The 17,730-nt window shown below is 40.0% G+C and carries 13 protein-coding genes; 5 read left to right on the plus strand and 8 right to left on the minus strand.

From position 1 onward, the window contains the following. Window positions 1-442 precede the first annotated feature (442 nt). From L1283_RS06520 to L1283_RS06530, 3 genes are all read right to left on the minus strand, one after another. Window positions 443-2,185 (minus strand): RagB/SusD family nutrient uptake outer membrane protein, encoded by a 1,743-nt coding sequence (locus L1283_RS06520; protein WP_286734781.1) that lies wholly within the window; start codon window positions 2,183-2,185, stop codon window positions 443-445. Between the two features lie 4 nt (window positions 2,186-2,189). Then, a complete protein-coding gene (locus tag L1283_RS06525) occupies window positions 2,190-5,456 on the minus strand; it encodes a SusC/RagA family TonB-linked outer membrane protein (protein ID WP_312352648.1) in 3,267 nt (1,088 codons plus the stop codon). Between the two features lie 681 nt (window positions 5,457-6,137). Continuing rightward, the gene (locus tag L1283_RS06530) at window positions 6,138-7,037 is read right to left on the minus strand and encodes an SPL family radical SAM protein (RefSeq protein ID WP_349681401.1); all 900 of its coding nucleotides are present in this window, start codon (window positions 7,035-7,037) and stop codon (window positions 6,138-6,140) included. A gap of 213 nt (window positions 7,038-7,250) precedes the next feature. On the opposite strand from L1283_RS06530, the gene L1283_RS06535 reads away from it, so the two are divergent. The 3 genes from L1283_RS06535 (at window position 7,251) to L1283_RS06545 (ending at window position 10,034) form a co-directional block, all read left to right on the plus strand. Next, entirely contained in the window at window positions 7,251-8,093 is an 843-nt protein-coding gene (locus tag L1283_RS06535) for an SDR family NAD(P)-dependent oxidoreductase (RefSeq protein ID WP_075993484.1), read from the plus strand. 70 nt (window positions 8,094-8,163) lie between these two features. Then, a complete protein-coding gene (locus L1283_RS06540) occupies window positions 8,164-9,099 on the plus strand; it encodes a helix-turn-helix domain-containing protein (protein WP_075993485.1) in 936 nt (311 codons plus the stop codon). Window positions 9,100-9,194: 95 nt separating this feature from the next. After that, window positions 9,195-10,034 (plus strand): cold-shock protein, encoded by an 840-nt coding sequence (locus L1283_RS06545; protein WP_145327869.1) that lies wholly within the window; start codon window positions 9,195-9,197, stop codon window positions 10,032-10,034. A gap of 166 nt (window positions 10,035-10,200) precedes the next feature. Here L1283_RS06545 and L1283_RS06550 read toward each other — a convergent pair whose 3' ends face one another. Next, the gene (locus L1283_RS06550; RefSeq protein WP_075993487.1) at window positions 10,201-10,950 is read right to left on the minus strand and encodes an SDR family oxidoreductase; all 750 of its coding nucleotides are present in this window, start codon (window positions 10,948-10,950) and stop codon (window positions 10,201-10,203) included. Between the two features lie 78 nt (window positions 10,951-11,028). On the opposite strand from L1283_RS06550, the gene L1283_RS06555 reads away from it, so the two are divergent. Next, a complete protein-coding gene (locus tag L1283_RS06555; protein ID WP_075993488.1) occupies window positions 11,029-11,370 on the plus strand; it encodes a winged helix-turn-helix transcriptional regulator in 342 nt (113 codons plus the stop codon). An 11-nt stretch (window positions 11,371-11,381) separates the two neighbouring features. Here the strand turns inward: L1283_RS06555 and L1283_RS06560 are convergent, their stop codons facing one another. From L1283_RS06560 to L1283_RS06570, 3 genes are all read right to left on the minus strand, one after another. After that, window positions 11,382-11,576: a hypothetical protein gene (locus tag L1283_RS06560; protein WP_208734193.1), complete on the minus strand. Its 195-nt coding sequence runs from the start codon at window positions 11,574-11,576 to the stop codon at window positions 11,382-11,384. 87 nt (window positions 11,577-11,663) lie between these two features. Then, complete coding sequence (locus tag L1283_RS06565) at window positions 11,664-13,157, minus strand: alpha-L-fucosidase (RefSeq protein WP_208734195.1); 1,494 nt, start codon at window positions 13,155-13,157, stop codon at window positions 11,664-11,666. A gap of 1 nt (window position 13,158) precedes the next feature. Beyond that, a complete protein-coding gene (locus tag L1283_RS06570; protein ID WP_075993490.1) occupies window positions 13,159-14,442 on the minus strand; it encodes a Gfo/Idh/MocA family protein in 1,284 nt (427 codons plus the stop codon). Window positions 14,443-14,791: 349 nt separating this feature from the next. On the opposite strand from L1283_RS06570, the gene L1283_RS06575 reads away from it, so the two are divergent. Beyond that, a complete protein-coding gene (locus tag L1283_RS06575) occupies window positions 14,792-15,661 on the plus strand; it encodes a DMT family transporter (protein ID WP_075993491.1) in 870 nt (289 codons plus the stop codon). An 82-nt stretch (window positions 15,662-15,743) separates the two neighbouring features. Here L1283_RS06575 and L1283_RS06580 read toward each other — a convergent pair whose 3' ends face one another. Continuing rightward, a complete protein-coding gene (locus tag L1283_RS06580) occupies window positions 15,744-17,435 on the minus strand; it encodes an FAD-binding dehydrogenase (protein ID WP_145327870.1) in 1,692 nt (563 codons plus the stop codon). Window positions 17,436-17,730 lie beyond the last annotated feature (295 nt).

The raw sequence follows: 17,730 nt of genomic DNA on the forward strand, positions 1-17,730 counted from the left end.
GAGTGATCCACTAAGGCCATACGCCTACGCTATTTTCTTACAAATAAAAATATCCCTACAGTTGAGTTCGTTTGATCGAAATCTTACTCTTACAGTTCAATCAACTTATTAACTAACATACTTTACTCTCGGTTCGGTAAGAGCAATGATGAAAAAGAAACTAATCTTTTAAAGACGAAATGCTCCATTCAAAAAGCATCTCCAAAATATACTTCAACAAGTATAACGAACAACCTAGGCTGTGCCAAAGGCACAAAGCCATAGCGGAATAAACTCACGCCATTCTGTCTTTTGACAGTACAAAGGTACGAAAAATAAATTAAACGTCTTTTCCCCACCATATACAACTAAAATACAGATAGTTAAAAAAAACGTCGTTATGTTAAAAAAATACGATCAGCAGGCGAAGGGCTCGACCACTGATCGTATTTTCTAAGGGGTATTATTCTCCCCAGTTTGGATTTTGGATGAGGTTAGGATTTAACTGTCGTTCTTGAACAGGTATTGGATATAAATAGTCTTTCTTTTCATCGAAAACTTTTTTGATATGTGCGTTAATAATCACATTTCCTTTATTTCCATTTTCCAATAAGATTTCCGACCCTAATTTCAATAACTGAATGCCTGAAGCACTAGGCTTGTCACCTTCATAAATCCAAACGTCATCTTTACCATCATTATCTAGATCAAACTTACCTGTACCTGGAAAATACATCCCTTTAAATTGCCTTGTGACCAACTGCCCGCTTTTCCATCTTAAGATATCATCCCAACGGAAAGACTCCATAACCAATTCCACACGTCGTTCTCTTCTTATTTCCAATAGTACCCCCTTCATATCACCAACTACATTCGGATAATCTTTAGCTAAAAATGCATCTGGGTTTGATTTAGCCGCTTGCAGATTTAGATTTGGCATACCTACACGATCGCGTAACAACTTAATTGATTTGTCCAAATCAGCCTGGCTCAATGTACCTAACTCTGCTTTCGCTTCAGCATAATTCAATAAAACCTCGGCATACCTAAAAATAGGCATATCATTTTCAGAACGATTGTAATTATCATACTTTACATCACCTACAAATTTGATCAATTGATATCCCGTTACCGAATTCCCAAAGTTCGGTGCAACAACAGCAGCACCTCCTATACGCTTATAGCCTGGTGTACGTATCGTCTGGCTTAGGCGTGGATCACGATTTAGAACCTCTTCTTTAAACATCATTGTTTGGTAATTCGATTTATCGGTAAACCTCGTTCCATCTTTCATCAGATAAGAATCCACCAAATTTTTATCCAATCCAGGTTTCCCATAGGAAGCCGTGATCGTATAATAATTTACATTGTGCCAAATTTGCAAAGCATCCGAGAATTTCCGCGCTAAAATAACCTCTTGCGGCAAACTATTAACACTATAAAACAACGCACCATAAGAGTCTGTTCCCGCGGCATTGTATACACTGTATTGCGCTCCCTCCATAAGCTTACTGGCTGCATCGGCTGCCTTCTCTAACAAACCGTTTGCATCAGTTAGATTAAATTCTGTGTGATATTTACGAAATGTTCCTTCAAAAAGTGCGACTCGGGATTTTAAGGCCAATGCAGTCCATTTAGTCACTTTTTCATCACTTTTGGTAGCTGATAGATTAGCAATCGCATAGTCCAGATCAGCGAGAATATTTGATACAACCAAAGTTCTAGGATCCCTTGCCTTCTTAAGTTGTTCTTCGTCATTTTGGTCAATGACCTTGTCATACCAAGGCACATCTCCAAAACGTTTCAGTTTATCGAAATAAAAATATGCCCTAAAAAAACGCGCTTCGGCAGCATAAGGCGCAGCAGTTGTTTCTGAAACTGTATTAAAGCAATTTGCCAAAAAGTAATTGATATTACGAAGATTTGCCCAAGTCCATCCACCGCCACTTATCGGAACCTGTCTTTTTCCGGTCAATTCATCATCCAATGTTGTCTTAACGATATTATCGACCGATTCGTTATAAATACCTTCGGCCGAAGGCAGTGCGGCATCGTAAAATGACTTTGTAAATAGTGCCAAATCCTTTTCAGTTTTAAAGGAAGCCTCAGGAGTAACCGACGACTCAGGCAAACGCTCCAAATAATCTTTGCTACAAGCCATCATGCCGCAGCTCAACAATGCATATATATATACTATCTTTTTCATACTATTAAAATGTTAAATCTAGACCAAATGAAAATGTTTTAGAGATTGGATATGATCTTCCGTTGACCTCTTGAGCCGACTGTTCGGGATCGATATATTTGGAACGGAGCTTAGTCGCCGTCCAAATATTTTCACCTGACACATAAACCCGTGCATTGGCCAATTTCACGCGCTTCAGCCAGGCCTGAGGAACCGTATATCCTACGGTTAGATTTTTTAGTCTTATATAAGCTAAATCCTGTAAGTAACGATCCGATTTGACGTTCAAAGATCCACGATCATTTAAGGCAATATAACCTCGTAGCAGTGGATAATAGGCATTTGCATTTTCAGGCGTCCAAATATCTTGTTCAAAATCCTTCGGTACAAAAGAATAATAGGGTCTTGAGTATGGCCCCCAAAACTTATCTGCATTTGCTCCAGGCCACCAATGTTGTCGACCTATCCCCTGAAAGAAAGCCGAGATATCGAATCCTTGCCAATTTGCCCCCAAATTAAAACCAAATGTATAACGGGGTCTGTTATTCCCGATGATAACTTGATCCCCAGGGTTCATCAATGTATTGTCTCCAGCATCAACCTTTCCATCCGGAACTCCATCCTTTCCACCAATGTCAACAAATTTCAAATCTCCAGGATGAAGCTTAGACCAGTCTCCCGGTGCAGCCAACCGTTGTTTGTCCACATAATCCTGATTAACTTTCCAATTGTCAATTTCCGCCTGAGACTGAAAAAATCCATCGGTCCTATAACCCCAAATTTCGCCCAAAGTCTGGCCAACGTAATAGTTACTCAGCAACATTTCCTTATTGTCAAAACGCGTAATCTTCGCTTTGGAATCCGATAGTCCCAATCCAACATTATAGCCAAAAGGTTTTCCATCCAGCTCCAGTTGATCCCGCCAGGCCACAGAAAGCTCCCAGCCCTTATTCTGTAAGTCGCCTGCATTGGTCCGAGGTGAACCGGAACCAAAAACCGCTGGCAATGTCTTACCTGGGATCAACATATCCAACGTATTTCGAATAAAATAGTCAGCAGAAACACTCAAACGATTTCTAAAAAATTCAAGATCTGTTCCAAAATTTAACGTATTCGTCCTCTCCCAGGTTAAATCAGCTGAAATTGGTGTCGGAGCACTCAGGTATTGTGTTTTTGTACCATTGGTTATGTAATTGGACAACCCTGCATTCAACAATTGGATATAACCATACTCAGCAGCCTCTTGCGCATTACCCAATGCCCCATAAGAAACTCTAAATTTAGCTTCATTCAAAACAGGTTTCAGATTTGCCATAAAAGACTCCTCAGAGATCCGCCATCCACCCGAAAAAGACGGGAAAAATCCATACCGCTGATTGGACGGAAATTTAGAAGTTCCATCATAGCGACCATTAACTTCCAAAAGATATTTCCCTTTATAGTTGTAATTCAGCCTTCCAAAGTATCCTCGTAGTGCCCATGTATTTGCATTTCCGAGTAGTTGCATCTGACCAGTCCCAAGAGCAAAGTCATTCAGATCCTCTGACAATAGGTTATTATGTGTTCCACCAATTCGTTTGTATCCGGTAGTCTCCTGGTTAAAACCCACCGTAGCCGCCAACTGATGGTCCCCTAACTGCTTGTTATAATTTGCAAAAAGGTTGAGTGAGTGTTTAGGTCGATTGATAATCGTTTCGGTAAACGTATCATTCCCTAGGTAATTGATCACTCCCGGGAAAACAGACCAAGGCGCTACAGTTCTCCTATTCCAATTGTGTATAGGGTTATAGGTAAAGGTGTAATTCCCCGTTAAGGTCAAGTTTGGCGCCAATTGAAATACCGTCTCAAACATATTGATAAACTCATATTTATCCTCGCCTCCTTTTGACTTTCCATGCAACAAATCTGCGTAAATACCATCACCAATATTATAATTGTTCAACTCGGTCCTATATGTTGCTGTACCATCTGGATTCATTGGCACATAAGATGGTAAAGCATGTACCGTTGTCGAAATAAAATTATTGTTATTATCTGGACTTGTCGCCCATCCCGGATAGGTATAATTCTGATAATTGAGCTGGGTATTTGCACTTACTTTCAACCAAGGGGTCACCTGCGCATTTATGCGCGATCGAACATTATATGCATCGAATTTATCTTGGTTAATTTTCATTAGCCCACCTTTTTCATAAAGACGCCCCGACACATAATAATCAATTTTTTCACTACCACCAGAGAAATTCAACGAATGTTCCATCGATGCCTGTGTTTTTCGATACATCTCATTCCACCAATCTGTATTGCCATAATATACATATTGATCTTTTCCATTTCTATTCTGAATCACTACGGAAGGCAGGCTCGGATCTGTTTTTCGTTTCAATAGTTCAGCATAGTCATCTTCTGTATATCCCGTATAACTATTACCAGTGGCACGAATAAAAGCTTCATCATTTAGTTTCGCGGCATCATATCCGCTCGTCATAAAATCTGTCCGCACAGTCAGTCCAGACCAACCAAAATTATTACTATAATTAATGTTCATTTTTCCGGCCTTTCCTTTTTTGGTTGTTACTAGCATAACACCGAATGCCCCTCGAGCTCCATAAATCGCTGCAGCAGAAGCATCTTTTAAAACGGATATCGATTCAATATCACGCGGATTGATAGTATTGATATTACCTGGGACACCATCAATGAGAATAAGAGGTTGTGCATTAGCTGAGTTTATCGAAGCAAAGCCCCGGATATTAACATTCCCTTCCCCTCCTGGCCTACCATTGGTAAATGTAATATTCAAATTTGGTATTGCTCCCTGCAAAGCCTGAGTAGCATTGGCAACTGGACGGTTTTCAAGTATCTTCGCATCAATCTGTGTAACAGCACCCGTTAAGTTTACCTTTTTTTGCTTACCATACCCGACAACAATTACTTCATCAAGCGATTGATCTGTAGAAACCAGCTGAATCGTTAAAGTTGTTGCCTCTACTTTTACTTGCTGTGTTTCAAAACCGATCATCGACAAGCGCAGTGTATGCCCGATTTTCCCTTCAATGACAAAATCGCCATGCTGGTCAGTCTGTGTAGTTTTACCAGTAGTTAAATTAAAAATTGATGCACCTAAGATAGGTTCACCGGTTGCTGTTTTTACAATGCCTCGGATAGGCCCCTGAAATTTGGCAGAAATTTCAACATCTGGAATAGATGTCAGAAAGACAGGTTTGCTCTTGGCCCACGCGCCGAAAGACATCCCAATCATTACAGGAAGTAATACGTGTTTCGTTTTCATGAATTTGGTTTTGTTTTTCTTCGGTTACAAAGAAAGGTTATTTAATATTTGTAAATTATTAATAAAGCATTACTAAACAATTAAACGACAATTGGTTAAATCAGTATTAAGATAATATAATTTTAACACGAAACAGAATGTCTTTTTTAATTTTTTAGCAAAACAAAGCGCCAATTAATTTCATTAAACTAATTAAATAGCTTAAAACCAAACAATTACACAAAAACAGACAAATAATATTTTAAAAAATACAATACGAAATAAAATGTAACATATTTGAAACAAAACAACATAAAAACAAAACAAGACACACCTATATTTAATCCATAAAACACACGAACAATTAGGCTAATTATTTCCTTAGTTTTAATTTAAAACTTCGTCATAAAAGTCATTTATACAAAAAATTCGTTTTCCATCGGTTTCAGCTAGGACCAAAACATACAATTAAAGGTTAAAATTCAGACTGCCGGAATACCGAAAATATCTGTATTTGTTAAGAGCTAGAACAAGAAAAGTATAGTCGGTATCCCTAGCTATCCACCCAATAGATTCCATAAATATCAGGCCTTTAACTCTAATAGAAAATTCTTGCTTCTATTTCTACAACTACGGTATTTCGAAACAAAGGTTCTTAAATCCAACTTTGGTGTTGATCAATTGACTGAAATACTCAAGAAATTATAAGGAATCGCCAGCCGGCAGCCGGTCTCGCAGCCCATATTGTACACATAATCCCTTTACCTTTTCCGCAAATGCCTGTCGATAATAGTTGGGAAGCTTACCGTCCGGACCAAACAATCGTTGGTATTTTTCCACGAACTGTGGATAGTGTTTTTCAACCGCGCGCATAACCAAAGTCCGATTATCACCAGGGTCAGAACCATATAACGCCAAGGTTGCTGGAAAAATATAATTTGCATCAACGGATCGAAAAGTCGAAAACATCTGATCAAGATGAGCTCCTGTATCTGAAATAAATGGTAACAAAGGCATTAAACTTACGCCACTACACAATCCCATCATTCGCGCCTGACTCAATGTACTCAAACGAAGCTCAGGCGATGGTGCAACCGGTTCAAATATTCTGGCAATTTCGGTATCGATTGTCGAAAATGAAAAGGTAATAAAAGCACGATGTGTTAATTTACCTTGCAGATCAAATGGAAGTATTGCTTCAGCATCAATCTGCTTCACCAAATCAAAATCTCTACTGACGAGATCCGATTTGGTGATAATATGCACTGGGAAACGATAATGTAATATAATTTCCAACAATTGCCGCGTCAGTAACTCCGTCTGTTCAAATTGCAGATAAGGATCCGTTGCAGACGACAGTACAATTATTCCATATTGTTTTTTACGGGCACGGAGCGCTAAAGCACGATCCAACAAATCAATCGCGTTCTGTTTGACACTTAGCTTTTCAGCCATATTTACCCCATATTTACTACCCCTGATATAACAATATAGACAGTTAAAAGAGCATCCGCTATAGGGATTTACAGTATAGTCATCAAGAAACCAAGGATCTCTCTGTTTTGTTTTGTTAAGAATGGATTTAGCAATTACACGCTGCATACGGAACTTTACGTTTAATGAAAATCTATCTTATAAAACAGATTTTAACATACTAAGTTAATTCAAAATTACGACTAAGAGACAAAAAATAATTCCATAAAATTATTCGTTTAAATAAATTTCACAAAACTCCTTTCGGCTACATATTCCCTCAATTTGGCGATTTTTATTAGACGCTCTTTATGGAAGTTTGTATTACAAATACAAAGAAATATGACACAAAATACGCAAAGTAAAATATGGTTTATCACGGGCAGTTCGCGCGGATTCGGGAAAATCTGGACAGAGGCAGCGCTCCAGCGAGGCGACAAAGTAATTGCTACCGCACGACGACTCTCTTCCATCGCCTATCTCAATGAGAAATATGGAGACAACGTATTGACACTGGAATTGGACGTTACCGATACAAAAAAAGTAAAAACTGTTGTACAACAGGCATATGATCACTTTGGCCAGTTAGACATTGTCCTTAACAATGCAGGTTACTCTCTGGTTGGAACTATTGAGGAAGCTAGCATGAACGATATTCGAAAACAATACGAAACAAATATCCTTGGACCGGTCGCTGTCATTCAAGCTGTTTTACCATTATTACGTCAGCAAGGATATGGCCACATCTTAGGTACATCAAGTAGCCTAGGCCACGTTACACTGCCTGTAATCGGATACTATTGTTCCTCAAAATGGGCATTTGAAGCAATACACGAAAGCTTAGCACTTGAGGTCAAAGCGTTTGGCATCAGAGTAACCATCATAGAACCCGGAGCCTATGCCACCGAATTTGGAAGTCAGGAATCTCTACAATTTGCTGAAACATTAGATCCCTACCAGGATTTTAAAGCCCAATTTTTTACTGATTTAGGAAAAATGGAGAAAGGTGATCCGAATGCGACCCCAGCTGCAATCTTCAGTATTGTTGACACAGAAAATCCTCCCTTGCGGTTTAATCTAGGAAATGGGAACCTATCTTGGGTAAGTAGTGTGTATGCCGAAAGGATTGCCACATGGAAAGAATGGGATACTGTTTCAGCCCAAGCTCAAGGCGCTTCCAAGTAATCCCTATGTCAATAATTCATTCTCGTTTACATTATCGACTATTGTAAACGAGAATTATGTAAATTCAAAAATGAAAAAAGAACAAAAAGCTCTTCCAAAGATGGAATCCCTATCGGATATTCACCGTGCTTTTGGCCTTCCAACACCGGTCCACCCCTTGGTTAGCATGGTGAATGGCAGCACTCATCAGATTATGCTCAACAATATTCCTCAACCGCATGTATTGAATTTCTACAAAATATCCTACAAACCGAGCATTAAAGGAAAACTCATCTATGGACAAGGTTACTATGACTTTGACGAAGGTGGACTTCTGTTTGCCGCTCCAAATCAAATTATAGGAAACCATGGCGCAAATGAAGGCGAAGTATGCTCACAATATACCCTTTTGATACATCCCGATTTCTTTTGGGGATATCCGCTAGCAAAAAAAATAAAACAGTACGGTTTTTTTTCTTATACCACAAATGAAGCCCTACATTTATCCGAAAAAGAAAAAGACCGAATTATTTCCATCTTCCGACACATCGATGAAGAATTAACTAGCCGAATCGATGACTTTAGTCAAGATGTGATTATTTCCCACATTGAATTACTTTTAAATTATGCCAACCGATTTTATAAAAGACAGTTTATCACACGAAAAGCGATTAATACAAACTTAATAGCCAAACTTGAGGAAATATTGGAAGCATATTTCGCTAACAATATTTCTACCAAACAAGGCATCCCAACGGTACAGTATCTTGCTGATCGCCTACACATTTCAGCTAGCTATTTAAGCGATATGCTCCGTTTGCAGACTGGTGAAAATACCCAGCATTTCATCCATGATAAAATAATTGACAAAGCAAAAGAAAAATTATCCATCACAAACCTATCCGTAAGCGAAGTTGCTTACGACTTGGGCTTTGGCCATCCCCAATCTTTTAACAAGTTATTCAAAGCGAAGACAAATATGTCGCCTTTGGCCTTCCGAAAATCTTTTCCCCAACCAAATAAGTAGGTAAATACGAGAAAAATAAGTGATATAGCACAAATAATTGCAAATATTTCATTTTCAATACCTAATAAAGGCATTTATTCATTACCTTTATACTATTGAAACAAAACTCAACCCCAGCCATGTTTATCGGCGCAGTCAAATGGTTCGACAATAACAAAGGATTTGGTACTCTTGCGTTACCTTCCGGAGAAGAACTCTTTGTGCATATACGCAGGTTTAAAGTTCCTCCAGAACATATTATTCAACCTGGAGAAGTTATTGTTGGCGATAAGAAACCCGACCCTAAAAGGAGCGGTTATCTCGCCCAGAACTGCAGGATTCTCAAAAGGCCCGAAGATTGGAAATTCGTCATCTCGCTCCTCGACAAAGAACACACCGTACTCCTCCCCGACAGCCACGGTCGAGAACAAAAGCATAACTTAACCTCATTAACAGCAAGACAACTTTTAAGAACCCAGCCCAGAGAACATATTGTGGCCATGCTGACCGCTAATTTTGATGTTCATTTTGATAGCTCAATTTTCATTTCCTATGCCGAATTGATCGACAAAAGCATTACTGGTGTTTTTGAGAAAGAAACCGCTTACGATATACTTTCCAAGGTGTTCGAATACTTTGGGAAACATGTCTCACATCAAATTCTATTTCGCGTATGGAAGGAAAGCATGTTTAGGTATATTGGCTATCCGGCGGAAGGCGACTACGAAATTCCTGAGCTTGTATTTAATCTGAATGCCACCGAAATCAATTGTGAGGATCTGGCGAGAATAAACACTTACAGCTTTGGCAAATCTTTTTGCACTGATTTTGTAAATGCTTTATTTGAAGACATAGAAACAATGGACAAAAAGGATATTGAACCATTGTTACCTTATATTGAGTTTTTGGAGAATGAGGATTCTATTGAAAAAATACAGACGCTGCTGCAAGAATAGCTGAAACTATTTAATGCTGTAAAATTAGCATGCAATCCGCCCCAATATAATAAGCGAGATCAGACAAAGAATCTGAACTATTGATTATCCTTCGTATGATAATAATTGAATATCTACGAAGGATAAGTTCTTCACCTAAAGTCCTCTTTATGCGCTATGCAGGTGGTTAAGAATGATTGATCCCCATTCCACCGTCCAAAACAAAATCAGCACCAGTGATGTAAGATGCATGATCACCACTCAAATAAACAACCATTTTAGCGACGTCTTCGGCTGTACCTATCTTTTTGAGTGGAGATTCTGCTGCCAACTTATTCCAAATATTTTCGACAGTCTGCTTGTCATAATTCTTGTTAAGCACATCTGTCCTAGTCGGACCCGGACTCACCGTGTTTACACGAATTTTACGGTTTGCAAGCTCCATTGCCGCTGTTTTGGCGAAGGAATTAACGGCCGCTTTACTCGCTTGGTAAATCGAACTCGCTGGCATATTTAAGGTAGCTACATTAGAAGAAAGAATAACGACAGACGCACCATCGCGAAGTAGAGGGATAAATCTGCTCAATGTAAAATATGAACCTTTTAAATTGATATCCATTACTGCATCAAAATTCGCTTCTGATGCTTCATCAATAAAACCTCCTTCACCTGTAATACCGGCGTTTATAAATAGGACATCAATATATCCAAACCGATCTTTTATTTCCTGAGCAAGTTTTTCAATATCTTGCAGTATAGCCTGATCCGCCACGTAAGCTGTTGCTCCTATCCGCTCAGCAGCTTGATCAATAGCTTGCTTTCTTCTTCCTGTAATAATAACTTGTGCTCCATTTTTACTAAACTCCTTTGCTGTTGCGAAACCAATTCCACTATTCCCTCCCGTAACTAAGACGACTTTGTTTTCTAAATTTTCCATTGTTCTATTTTTTTGACAAATATATTGGGTATTTGATATACATTTGATACCAGTATAATAGAGTATACCAAAATTACCATGGAAAGAAATCAAGTAGAAGAACTAAGAGCATTACAAGACACCCTGTATTTTATAGGCGGAAAATGGCGTATTCCTATTATCAATTCACTATGCAACGGTAATAAACGGTTTCGAGAAATTGAACGAAGTATCACTGGTATCACTACACGTATGCTGTCCAAAGAATTGAAAGATATGGAACTCAACAAGCTTGTTAACAGAAAAGTCAATCCGGACAGCCCTGTGCTAATTGAATACCTACCGACTGCCTATTGCCGGACATTTGGTAATATCATCCAAGAAATGATTAACTGGGGCCGAGAGCACAGAAAGGTGATTATTGAAGAATCTGTAGAATAGACTTTTGAGCTCTATTCTACAGATTTAAATCGAAGTGCAGTAAGACTGAGTTTATCACCATCGCCCTCCACTAAAGAAACAGTAATTTTGTAACGTCCCGGAGCCTTAAATTTCATCCATCCCCAAGGGTACCAATTATACACAGAAGAGGCCGCTTGCTGATTCTGCACGATCTCCCCAGCCGAGTTTTCGATTTTCCACACCACTCTCCCCTGCCCCGTATAATTGAGATCAATTTGATAATAGCCTGGCTTAACAATGTCTATAGCATACGTTAGTTTACTTTCATCAGTCTATTGCCCTACTTGAACCACATGCTTCCATTCACCGAATTTTTCCATCCAGGATTTTCCAGTTTTATTACATCCTTCAACTTCAGCAAAATCAACAGGCACAATTGTCTCCATGGCCGGATCAACTCCCAACATTTTATCAATAACGGGCATTTCCCGCATAACGACCTCAATGACAGAAACCAATGGATCGGGGGCTACACCTGGCGTATTGATTTTTAACCATTTTCCATCGAACGTGTAATTCAAGGACTTTTTGCCGTTGGAAGTTAAAAGGCTAATCGACTTTATCCCTTTTGTTAGGCCCGGAACAAACAACTTTCCATTGGTCGGCCAATGATAGACCAACAATGAAATTTTACGTCCCTGCACAGTAGCATCTCCCCAGGGTAAGGCATGCCCCCTAGGTGACGCCTGTGCACCATAAACGGTCTCTGGATATTTTCGGATCCAGGCACCCGCACCGCGCAACGCTAAGCTCGCGGGCTCTGGAATAGTCCCGTCGGGCTTGGGGCCGACATTTAACATATAAGTCCCACCTCGACCAACCGTCGACAATGTACGCAATAGGATCTCGCGAGCACTCTTCCAATTATTGTCGTACCAAGCATAACCCCAAGAATCGTTGGTTACATCCACTGCTTCCCAAAGCCCTGGAACATTCTGCCGCGGTACTTCCATATCTCCTAAAGTAGAATAATCCCCGAGCCCATGCCCAACTCGCCCTGACACAAATGCTCCGGGTTGATTTTTATGAACCAATTCAACAAGCTTTTGTGCATATTTCTTGTCCATTCCCCCAGGAGTATCGAACCAGACCAATTCTATCGGTCCATATTGTGTCGTAATCTGATCCACCTCAGGATAACATTTTTCCCAAAAATAATCATCAAATGTTTTCGGCTGACCAGCTGCATTCACCTTGGGGCCTCCATTTCCGCCAGGATAAGTCCAATCCTGATTTTGCGAATAATAGAACCCAAAACCAATTCCCCCCTCTTTACAGGCTTTTGCGAGCTCAATCATTGGATCACGCTTAAAGTCAGTCGCCTCAACAATATTAAAAGAATTCACCTTAGAATGAAACATTGAAAATCCATCGTGATGTTTACTTGTGATCACGATGTAACGCATTCCGGCATCTTTTGCAAGCTGCACAATAGCTTTAGCATCAAAATGATCTGGATGGAAAGAACCCGCAGCAGCCATATAGTCCGCAACAGGGATATTGGCCATGCTCTTGTTCATGAGCCACTCCCCTATGCCATAAAACGTTTTTCCCTTCCAGGTATTTGCCAGCTGCGAATAGATTCCCCAATGGATAAACATCGCATATTTGCCTTCACGGAACAGTTTCCCTCTATTTTGGGCGATCGCTTTATTTCCCCCTTCACCATCCCACATGTGTTCCATCTGTTGCGCTGAAACCTGGTTCACAACCAACCCCGCCAGTACTAGACAAAACAATATCTTTTTAATACCTATTTTTAACATCTTAGACTTTGGGCAGGTTATAACCATTATGATAAACTTTCGCCAGGTACTGGTCGGCATCCTTATCATTGAAACTGCGCTTTTGTTTGTCCCAGAACAATTTCTTTTTGGCCCGATAAGCAATATTTCCCATTTGTGAGAATATCGCAATATGTGCCCCGGCTTCTATCGGAGCATGTAAACCCTCCACGGATTTCTTTCTAACTGCTTCAACAAAATTAACCATATGCTTGTCCAACCCATTATCTTGTGAACGTTGAAAAGAGACAGCATCCATTCGCCCTTTCTCCGGGATAACCTCCCAACCCTCACGATTGACCACCAAGGTACCATTATTGCCAATGAAAGCAACTCCGTGAGTCTTCTGGTAAGGACCCAAATCTATACCTGTTGCCTGCTCCCATTGAACATTAAATCCATCAAACTCGTATACCGTTGTTAAACTATCGGGTGTTTCAGCGGCATCGTCAGGATAAGCAAATTTACCTCCAGCAGCCATAACAGAAACAGGATCTGATACTTTCATTCCAATTAGCGCATAATCCAACATATGTACCCCCCAATCGGTCATCAAGCCACCCGCATAATCCCAATACCATCTAAAATTGAAGTGAAAACGATTGGGATTAAATGCACGTTTTGGTGCTGGCCCCAACCATTTATCATAATGTACTCCCGCAGGAACAGGAGCGTCTGCCTGAACCGGGATGCTCTTCATCCAACCTTGGTAAGCCCAAGCCTTAACAAGACGTATTTTCCCCAATTTTCCGCTATGAACAAAATCCATCGCATCTCTGAAATGTTGTTGGCTTCGTTGCCACTGCCCAACCTGTACAACGCGCTTATGCTTTTTAGCAGCTGCAACCATAATTTCACATTCCCGAATGGAGTTTCCAATCGGTTTTTCGACATACACATCTTTTCCGGCCGCAACAGCATCAACCATTTGCATACAATGCCAATGATCGGGGGTAGCGACAATAACAACATCAACGTCATTTGCTTTTAGGAGGTCTTTATAATCGATGTAAGTCTTCACATTGATATTGCGTTTCTTTAGTTCCTCAGCTCGATTCCCCAAAACATTTTCATCGACATCACATAATGCCGTACACTGCACTCCTGATACCTTCAAGATGGCGTTCAGATTGGACCAACCCATTCCGTTTGTACCGATCAGCCCTACACGAACCGTATCAGCTTGAAAACCGAATACTTTCGTCTGTGCAAAAAGTGCTGATGCAGCCAATAGGCTCGTATTTCGGATAAATTCTTTTCTCTTCATTGTTTAGTTTGGTTTATATTGATATTGTGTATTCATTACTAGGAAGACGATTATCTTGGGATCCCCCCTAGTGAGATTACTAATATAACATTTAGTCTTTAGGATGAAGAATATTAATCCAAACAAAATGGCTGAAATAAAGGACTTTGAATACCGTAGATAATTTCTATATTTGTTAAAAACAAGCATAAAACCATGGACCGAAGAACTTGTCTTTCTCCTCCAGCAAAATAATATAGCGCAATGTCAAACGAATAATGGCTTCCGATCAGGAGCAAATTCGGATGATATAAGGATTAACTATTTATTTAGCTTTTAAATTTCCCTTTATGGGAAAGACATTTCTCTTATGAAAAAATCATATTTAGTACTTCATACCGCAGTACTGCTCGCAGGCTTCACCGGTGTTTTCGGCAAGCTCATTACGCTCAATCAAATACCACTCGTCTGGTTTCGGGTCTTACTTTCAACAATCATCTTATTCATCGTTCTCAAATTATTCAAAATTGAGCGTTTAAAATCCACTAAAGATGCGTTTAAAATTGCGAAAGTCGGCGTACTAATCACTATCCACTGGATATTTTTTTATGGTAGCATCAAGTTTTCCAACATTTCCATTGGCGTTGTTTGCTATTGTCTGACCAGTTTCTTTACCGCTGTATTAGAGCCAATCATCAACAAGAAAAGATTTAGCGCAGTGCAGCTCATGTTAAGTATGCTGACATTGATCGGAATCAGTTTAATCTTTCATTTTGATAGCTCTTATCAACTTGGGATTATTTTGGGTGTAATTTCAACTATTTTTGCGGCTCTATATACCATTTACAACGAGCAATTAGTCAAACAATATGATAGTAAATTGCTCAATTTTTATCAGATGCTTAGTGGCACCATTGTATTGGGATTTGGACTGCCCATTTTCTATTATCTATTTCCTACCGAACGTTTTATACCGAGCTTTTCTGATGGGGTCTATTTAATCTTGCTGGCTTTATTTTGTACAGTTGGCCTTTATGTTCTTTTTGCTGAATCACTCAAGAAGTTATCTGCATTTACGGTCAATTTGAGTTTCAATCTCGAGCCCATCTATTCGATTATCATTGCTTTTTTATTCTTCAACGAAGGCAAACAAGTCAATGCTTCCTTCTATGTTGGACTCGCTCTTGTACTCGTTTCTGTTCTTCTCCAAACGATGCGCTCTATCAGAAAAAAAGCCTAATAATTCCTTATTCCATAGGCAAACATCGCATTGATTGCCTATGGAACCTCTATTTTAACATGAAGAAAAAAATTAATTTTCATCACATTTCTAAGACAGATGGTATCTTTGTCAGACTCGCAATATGTTGTCCGGCTTTCATGCCGGAGAAAATACATCCTCCCAAAAACGTGCCTTCCAGTGCCCGATAGCCGTGCATCCCGCCACCACCAAATCCCGCCACCTCACCCACAGCATACAAGCCCTTTATCACCTCGTCATCCTTTGTTAGTACTTGTGCTTGGAGATTCGTTTTAAGACCGCCTAAGGTTTTCCGGGTCAGTACATGGAGACGTACCGCAATGAGCGGTCCATTTTCTTGCGCCAGGATTTTATGAAGGGCTGCCACTCGGCCTAATTTATCACCACGGTAATTCCGTGTATTCCGGATATAATTCACTTGCGTGTCTTTTGAGAACTTATTATCTACTTCCCGGTCACGCGCTTCAATTTGCGATTTAATTGCTTCATAGTCCAATAAATCCTCCCCTGTCAAACGATTCATACGAGCTACCAGATCCTTTAGATTGTCCGAAACAATAAAATCAGATCCTTTTTCCTTAAAGGCCTCAACGGGCCCGGGAGCATTTTTCCCAAAAATGCGTTTCAAAAATAACCTATAATCCTTGTTGGTAATATCTGGATTCTGTTCTGAACCCGAAAGAGCAAACTCTTTTTTGATTATCTTCTGCGTCAGAATAAACCAGGAATAAGAAAAGCCTGTCTCTTGCAGATGCTTGAGTGTACCCAAGGTATCAAATCCAGGCAAATAAGGCGCAGGAAGTCTGGTACCGCGGGCATCAAACCACAGCGAAGAGGGCCCAGGCAAGATACGGATGCCGTGGTTAGGCCATATTGGATTCCAATTTTCAATCCCTTCCGTATAATGCCACATGCGATCGCGGTTTATCATATGAGCCCCAACCTCTTCCGCAATTCCGATCATTTTTCCATCGACATAGGCGGGAACACCTGAAATCATTTGTGCCGGTGCTTTCCCTAATCGTTCAGGCCAGTTTTCGCGTACCAATTGATGATTTGCGCCGATCCCTCCAGAAGCAATAACGACCTGATCTGCATAATATTCAAACGCTGCAAGAATAGTTCTGTTGGTTGCAACACCCCTTGCTTGGTGATCGTCTGCCAATATATCACCTCCAATTCCAATTACCGCACCATCTTGCGTTAGCAATTTTGTTACGCGATGTCGAAAGCGAAACTGCAGAAGACCTTTTTCCTGCGCAGCATAAGCTTTATCCACAAAAGGTTTCACAACTCCGGTTCCGGTCCCCCAACTGACATGAAATCTAGGAACGGAATTACCATGCCCCGAGGCCGAACCATCACCGCGCTCCGCCCAACCGACCATAAACATCAGCTTTATACCAAGCTTAGCGATGTAGGCAGACTTTTCTTCTGTTGCAAATTTCAAGTAGGCCTCAGCCCATTGTCGTGGCCAATAATCCTCCTCGCGGTCAAACCCGGCAGTCCCCATCCAATCCTGTCGGGCTAGTTCATAAGAATCCTTAATCCCCATGCGACGTTGTTGTGGCGAATTGATAAGAAAAAGTCCCCCGAAGGACCAATAGGCCTGTCCCCCTAGATTTTCTTCCGTTTCCTGATCTACAAGAAGCACTTTCTTACCAGCATTGGTGACTTCCATTGCTGTCGTAAGTCCTGCTAAACCCGATCCAATAATAATCACATCAGGTTTAAATTGTTCTACTTTTTGCATTGTTATTCTTTTACCGAACAGCTATCCCAATAAAAATGTGATTGCTCACAAGACCAACTGCCTTATATAAATTTACTAGTTTGGGCAGGATTGCACAAGAAAAACTTAACAGGAATCCCTTCGTTCTTTCCTTAAAAAAACACTTAATAATATATTATAAAAATAATAGAATAACACAATTTAAATTATTTTAATAATAAAAATCAGGATTATAACTTTGTGCTATCAATCATTCAAATAATAATAAGCGCCATTTCGAACAGATTTATTTGATAAAAAAGTGCATTAGCGTAAT

Source organism: Sphingobacterium sp. HSC-15S19 (assembly GCF_050433745.1).
In the GTDB taxonomy this organism is placed as follows: Bacteria; Bacteroidota; Bacteroidia; order Sphingobacteriales; family Sphingobacteriaceae; genus Sphingobacterium; species Sphingobacterium siyangense.

Bases quoted from the DNA above. Each gene is read 5' to 3' on its own strand.
- L1283_RS06520 (WP_286734781.1), bottom strand. From the start codon at position 2,185: ATGAAAAAGATAGTATATATATATGCATTGTTGAGCTGCGGCATGATG.
- L1283_RS06525 (WP_312352648.1), bottom strand. From the start codon at position 5,456: ATGAAAACGAAACACGTATTACTTCCTGTAATGATTGGGATGTCTTTC.
- L1283_RS06530 (WP_349681401.1), bottom strand. From the start codon at position 7,037: ATGCAGCGTGTAATTGCTAAATCCATTCTTAACAAAACAAAACAGAGA.
- L1283_RS06535 (WP_075993484.1), top strand. From the start codon at position 7,251: ATGACACAAAATACGCAAAGTAAAATATGGTTTATCACGGGCAGTTCG.
- L1283_RS06540 (WP_075993485.1), top strand. From the start codon at position 8,164: ATGAAAAAAGAACAAAAAGCTCTTCCAAAGATGGAATCCCTATCGGAT.
- L1283_RS06550 (WP_075993487.1), bottom strand. From the start codon at position 10,950: ATGGAAAATTTAGAAAACAAAGTCGTCTTAGTTACGGGAGGGAATAGT.
- L1283_RS06555 (WP_075993488.1), top strand. From the start codon at position 11,029: ATGGAAAGAAATCAAGTAGAAGAACTAAGAGCATTACAAGACACCCTG.
- L1283_RS06565 (WP_208734195.1), bottom strand. From the start codon at position 13,157: ATGTTAAAAATAGGTATTAAAAAGATATTGTTTTGTCTAGTACTGGCG.
- L1283_RS06570 (WP_075993490.1), bottom strand. From the start codon at position 14,442: ATGAAGAGAAAAGAATTTATCCGAAATACGAGCCTATTGGCTGCATCA.
- L1283_RS06575 (WP_075993491.1), top strand. From the start codon at position 14,792: ATGAAAAAATCATATTTAGTACTTCATACCGCAGTACTGCTCGCAGGC.
- L1283_RS06580 (WP_145327870.1), bottom strand. From the start codon at position 17,435: ATGCAAAAAGTAGAACAATTTAAACCTGATGTGATTATTATTGGATCG.